General features: G+C 63.5%; 4 protein-coding genes. All 4 read left to right on the forward strand.

What is annotated here, in order from left to right:
• The first annotated feature begins 266 nt into the window (after positions 1–266).
• A complete protein-coding gene (locus tag AX709_RS01920) occupies positions 267–1,460 on the forward strand; it encodes a hypothetical protein (protein ID WP_066546224.1) in 1,194 nt (397 codons plus the stop codon).
• A 130-nt stretch (positions 1,461–1,590) separates the two neighbouring features.
• Positions 1,591–3,663, forward strand: coding sequence for a ParB/RepB/Spo0J family partition protein (locus tag AX709_RS01925; protein ID WP_066546227.1), 2,073 nt, complete (start codon positions 1,591–1,593; stop codon positions 3,661–3,663).
• Between the two features lie 73 nt (positions 3,664–3,736).
• A complete protein-coding gene (locus AX709_RS01930; protein WP_066546230.1) occupies positions 3,737–3,952 on the forward strand; it encodes a DUF6117 family protein in 216 nt (71 codons plus the stop codon).
• Between the two features lie 41 nt (positions 3,953–3,993).
• The coding region (locus AX709_RS01935; protein WP_197419073.1) for a strawberry notch family protein at positions 3,994–6,000 on the forward strand (2,007 nt) is incomplete at its 3' end.

Consider the following 6,000-nt stretch of genomic DNA (forward strand, 5'->3'; position numbering starts at 1 on the left):
ACCACAAGGGCCCCGCACGCACTCTGAACCGGCGGACATGAAACGAAGCGCAGGCTGGGAAAGCCGACAGGCCCCGCCTTTCCGCCTGCGCGAGCGATGACGCGATGCTCCGCCTCGTTCAGGGTGCAGTTTCTTGCTTTGGCGATTTCGCTGGCCGCTCGCGCGGTTGTAAGCGTTGAGGGGGAGAGTGAGAGTCTGGCGGGCTTCGCCGTGACGGGATGAGGGTCGAGAGAGAGGCTCCCGGCCAGCCGTCATGGAGATTTCCCATGGATATGCAGGTTCTCGATACGCGCCGCGACTCAAGCGGCGGCTATAAGGTGGATGTCTCGCGCGGCTCGCGCGTGGGTCGGGTGTCGTCGGAGTGGTTCTCGCGCCCAGATGATGAGCGGTTTCTGTCACTGGGCGATTTGGCCCGATCAGTGCGCGGTCGGTCTGACCGGAGCCGGACGCGCGTGGTCGAGACGGCGCTGATCCATGTCGAAGCAAACCGCAATGATCCGGAACGCCTGGCTCTCATGTTGCCGGGTGCCGAGGCACCGGTGACGCCAACCCACTGGAGCTTTGGGCAACTGGCCAGCCAGGTAGGCGCTCCTGCTACCTATCTGCGCCAACTTCCGGCGCCGCTCGCCGCGATCAATCTGCAATACGGGCTGACCTCCAACCGAGCCGAGCAGATCAAGACGCTCGAAACCGACAATGGCCGCCTCGAACTGCGCGCCGTGACCGGCCCCGACTACGGCCGGATCTACGACCATGAGCTTGTCGAAGCGGTGCAGAAGATCGCTGGCAACGGCACCGGCGACACACGCTGGAAGGTTCCGGGCGTGCTCGACTGGTCGACCGGGGTCTACAACCCTAACGTCGACATCTCGAAGGATACGACCACGCTCTATGCGTCGGATCGCGACGTCTTCCTGTTTCTGGTCGATGATCTCAACCCGATCGAAGCCGGGCGGCTGCCCGACGGATCGCCCGATCTCTACTTCCGCGGGTTCTATTGCTGGAACTCCGAGGTCGGCGCCAAGACGCTCGGCATGGCGAGCTTCTACCTGCGCGCGGTCTGCCAGAACCGGAACCTGTGGGGGGTGGAGGACTTCGAAGAGATCAGCATCCGCCACAGCAAATATGCGGCGAACCGCTTTGCCCACGAAGCCGAACCGGCGCTGCTGAACTTTGCCAATTCCTCGCCGCAGCCGTTCATCAACGGCATCAAGACCGCGCGAGAGCGAATTGTCGCCCGCAGTGATGAAGACCGTCAGGATTTCCTCCGGGCGCGCGGGTTCTCCAAGGCTGAAACCGGCCGGATCATCGAGACCGTCCTCGCCGAGGAGGGCCGCCCGCCGGAATCGATCTTCGATTTCGTGCAGGGCATCACCGCATTGGCGCGGTCCAAGGCCCATCAGGACGCCCGGCTCGACATGGAGGGCAAGGCCAAGAAGTTGCTCGACCGGGTGCACTAAGCCTCCCCGGGCCCAGCGTGTTACTCCTGCGTTGCGCTGCCTTCTCGAAAGTGAGAGGGCGGCGCTTCGCTTCGTGACGGGTTCGGGCCTGAGAGAGAGTCTTTCGGGCGGCCCGTCATGGAGAAACCCCATGACCAAGACATTGCCCAAGCTCGTGCTTAGCGCCTCGCGCGACATCCCGTTTTCGCAGCTGGTGCTGAGCCAGAAGAATGTGCGGCGCGTGAAAGCCGGCCTTTCGATCGAGGATCTGGCCGAGGACATTTACCGCCGGACCCTGCTCCAGAGCATCAACGTCCGCCCCTTGCTTGACGCCGACGGCAAGGAAACCGGCATGTTCGAAGTGCCGGCCGGTGGCCGCCGTTTCCGGGCCCTCGAACTGCTGGTGAAGACCAAGCGGATGGCCAAGGATCAGCCCGTTCCTTGCGTCGTGCGTGAAGCCGGGATTGCCGAAGAGGACTCGCTCGCGGAAAACGTCATGCGCGTTGCGCTGCATCCGCTCGACCAGTTCCGTGCCTTCAGCGCGCTGATCGAAGCGGGCCTGTCGGAGGAAGATATCGCCGCGCGGTTTTTCGTGTCTGTCTCGACCGTACGCCAGCGCCTTCGGCTCGCCTCGGTCTCGCCCACCCTGCTCGAGATCTATGGTGAGGACGGCATCACGCTCGAACAGCTCATGGCCTTCTCGGTCACCGACAACCACGCGCGCCAAGAGCAGGTCTGGGAACAGGTCAATCAGGGGCACCATGTGCCAGCTTACCACATCCGCCGCTTGCTGACCGAAGATGCGATTTCCGCAAGCGACCGCCGCGTCCGGTTCATCGGCATTGACGCCTACACCGAGGCTGGCGGCTATGTGATGCGCGATCTGTTCTCGACGGACGAGGATGGATGGTTGCAAGATCCCGCACTGGTCGAATTGCTGGTGAGCGAGAAGCTCAACGAACTGGCTCAGGAAATCGGTGCCGAAGGCTGGAAATGGGTCGAGGCTGCCGTCGACCTGCCCTATGGCTGCGAGCGCGGCAAACGCCGGATCGTCGGCACGACCGTTCCGTTGACCGACGACGAGCAGGCACGGCGCGATGTGCTGGTCGAGGAATATGACCGCATTGGCGACGACTACGGCGATGGCAGCGACCTTCCCGACGAAGTCGATGCGCGGCTGACCGAGATCGATGCCGAACTGACCGCCTTGAACAGCCGTCCCACGGTCTACGATCCGGACGACATGGTGCGTGCTGGCGTGTTCATTTCGCTGACCCACGATGGTCGCCTGCGGATCGACCGCGGCTATGTCCGTCCTGAAGATGAACCCGTCGCAGAAGGCCAGAATGACGGTGCGCACGAAACCAACCCCGACATGTCCGATGGCGCGACTGTCACCGTCGCAGGGCAAGCGGCGCCAATCGGCGGTGACGACGACGAAGATGAGGCGATCAAGCCGTTGCCTGACAGGCTCGTTTCCGAACTCACTGCTGAACGCACGCTCGCGCTGCGCGATGCACTGGCCAACGCTCCGCAGGCGGCGTTCCTCGCCCTTCTTCATGCGCTCGTCCTGGCGGTGTTCCGTCCCCACGGGACTCATGGCTGTGTGCAGATCGGCGTTACCCAGGCCTGGCTCGGCAATGTCGCACCAAACTTGCGCGAGAGTGTCTGGAGCCAGTCGATCCAGGCGCGGCACGAAAATTGGGGTGAAAGGCTGCCGGATGAACCACAGCCGCTGTGGGACGCCCTCGCCGCTATGCCGCAGGATGAGCAGATGGCGCTGCTCGCCCACTGTGTCAGCCAAGGCGTCAACGCGCTGTTTGAGCCGAGCAAGAGCTATGACGGACGCATCTCGGCGCACGGTGTGGCGCAGCGCATTGCCGCCGCCGATGCTCTGGCAGCAGTCGTCGGGCTCGACATGGCCGAGGCTGGCTGGACGCCAACGGTCGACAACTACCTCGGCCGGGTGACCAAACCCCGGATCATTGAAGCGGTCCGCGAAGCCAAGGGCGATGCGACCGCAGCCCTGATCGAACATCTCAAGAAGGGTGACATGGCGCGCGAGGCCGAACGGCTGCTGGGCGGCACTGGCTGGTTGCCTGAACCCCTGCGGTTACCGGTCATAGAAGCAAATGAAGCTGACATTGCGGACCTCCCCGATTTCCTCGCGGATGATGCCGAACAGGCGGACGCCGACGATGCCTTCGCAATCGCTGCCGAATGAACTTTGCTCGCGCGGGGCGGCCCCGGTCGCCCCGCGTGTCTTGTTCCCCCCTCACCGATGAAGGAGCCTTGCCATGGCAATTCCTGACCATGCCCGCGTCAATTTCGAGACGCTGCTGCAAGCGGCACAAGCGGGCGATCTCGCGCTGATGGAATGCACCGAGGTTGCCAGCGGCGAAACCCGTTACGTTCTTTGCGCCGTTGGCCGCAACGCCGGCGACTATGTGATGACACCGTTCGGGCACCTCGCGCCGGGCAATCCTTACGAGGCCTATATTCCGCCCGCCTGATCCGGCCTGCACTTCCCCAACTTCATTGAAGGAATTCCGACATGACCAACTCGCCTTTGGCGGGTGCCTCCGCGCGCCCACCTGCCGCTGCTTGCCCGCAGCAAACCGCTACCGCGATCATCACCGCAGCCCATGACCTGCTTGGTCACCTTGCCGCCGGTCGCCGGATCGACACGCCCGCCATTCGTACCGCCATGCAGTCCGCCTTTGGAGCAAGCGATGCGACAGGAGCCTGGGACTGGAAGATCGCCTACGAAGCCGTCGAGGTCGCGCAATTGCTGTTCATGCGCCGCTACGGCCTTGCGATCCATGCCAGGACCGCCGATCCGTTCGAACGCCTGAAACTGGTCGAACGGATTGCCCGGCTTGCCCCGACGCAAACCCGGCGCAGCGAGGAAATGCAGGCCTACCAGCAATTCTCGACGCCGCTGGGACTGGCATGGGTGACCGGGTTTGCTGCGGGCTTTCTGCCGGACGAACTGGTGCTCGAACCTTCTGCAGGCACGGGACTGTTGGCGGTACAGGCTGAATTTGCCGGATGCAGTTTGGCCGTGAACGAGGTTGCCGAAGTGCGTGCGGCCCTGCTTGGCAGCCTGTTTGCAAGCTCGCACGTGTCGATGCACGACGCCGCACAGATCCACGACCGGCTCGATGCAGCTGTGGTGCCGAGTTGCATCATCATGAACCCGCCATTCTCGGCAGCGCTGAATGTTGATTCACGTGTGGCCGACGCAGCCATCCGGCATCTGTCATCAGCAGTGGCGCGGCTTGCCGACGGTGGACGGCTCGTCGCGATCACGGGGGCCAACTGCGCGCCAGATCACAAGGCATGGCGTGATGGTTTCGTCCGGATGCAGGACAACGCCCGGGTCGTGTTCAGCGCGGTGATAGCGGGCAGCGTGTTCGCACCGCACGGCACTTCGGTTGAAACCCGGCTGACCGTTATCGACAAGGTTCCCGCAGACAATCCAGCACAATTTCCGGCATCGCGAGGCATGGCTCCCGATCTTGCGACCTTGCTGCGCTGGTTGGCCGACAGCCTCCCGCCACGTCAGCCCATCGCCGCATCAGCTCTTCAGCCACTGGTAGCTGCCCGCAATTCACAAGCGATCAAAGCCAGCCCAAGGCCTAGACTGGCTACAGCCCCGATCCCTGCAGTATGTGGCGTGCCGCTCGACTATGATGTGATCGACTGGTGTCCTCCAACCGACGGCACGCTCTCCGAATCGCTCTATGAGCCCTACTCGCTCCAATCGATCCGCATCGCTGGCGCGCAGCCGCATCCGACACGACTGGTGCAATCAGCCGCGATGTCCTCGGTCGCGCCGCCCAAGCCGAGCTATCGCCCTCATCTGCCCGCTGGCCTCGTCGAACAGGGGCTGCTGTCGGATGCCCAGCTCGAATCGGTAATTTATGCGGGCGAAGCCCATGCCGACCATCTCGCCGGCAGCTGGTCCGTCGATGCGACCTGGGACAAGGTCGAAGCCGTGCCCGATGATTGCGATACCGCTGTCCGCTTCCGAAAGGGCTGGTTCCTCGGCGATGGCACCGGCGCAGGCAAAGGGCGTCAGGTCGCGGGCATCTTGCTCGACAACTGGCTCAAGGGCCGAAGGCGTGCAGTCTGGATATCGAAATCCGACAAGCTGCTCGAAGATGCGCAGCGCGACTGGAAGGCTCTGGGGCAAGAGCCCTTGCTGGTCATCCCGCTCGCCCGCTTCCGTCAGGGCATGCCGATCCGGCTCGAGCAGGGCATCCTTTTTACGACCTATGCCACGCTACGCTCCGACGCGCGCGAAAACCGGGTTTCCCGGGTGCAGCAGATCGTCGACTGGCTGGGGACCGACTTCGACGGGGTCATTGTTTTCGACGAGAGCCATGCCATGCAGAATGCCGGTGGCGGCAAATCCGAACGGGGCGATTCCGCTCCCTCGCAGCAGGGACGTGCTGGACTGCGCCTGCAGCATGCACTGCCCAATGCCCGGATTGTTTATGTTGTCAATCGGCGTCCAATCGGGACCCCCTATCGGCGCGCAAAAGGGACCCCCTTT

The organism is Sphingomonas sp. CCH15-F11 (assembly GCF_001557005.1).
GTDB lineage: Bacteria > Pseudomonadota > Alphaproteobacteria > Sphingomonadales > Sphingomonadaceae > Sphingomonas.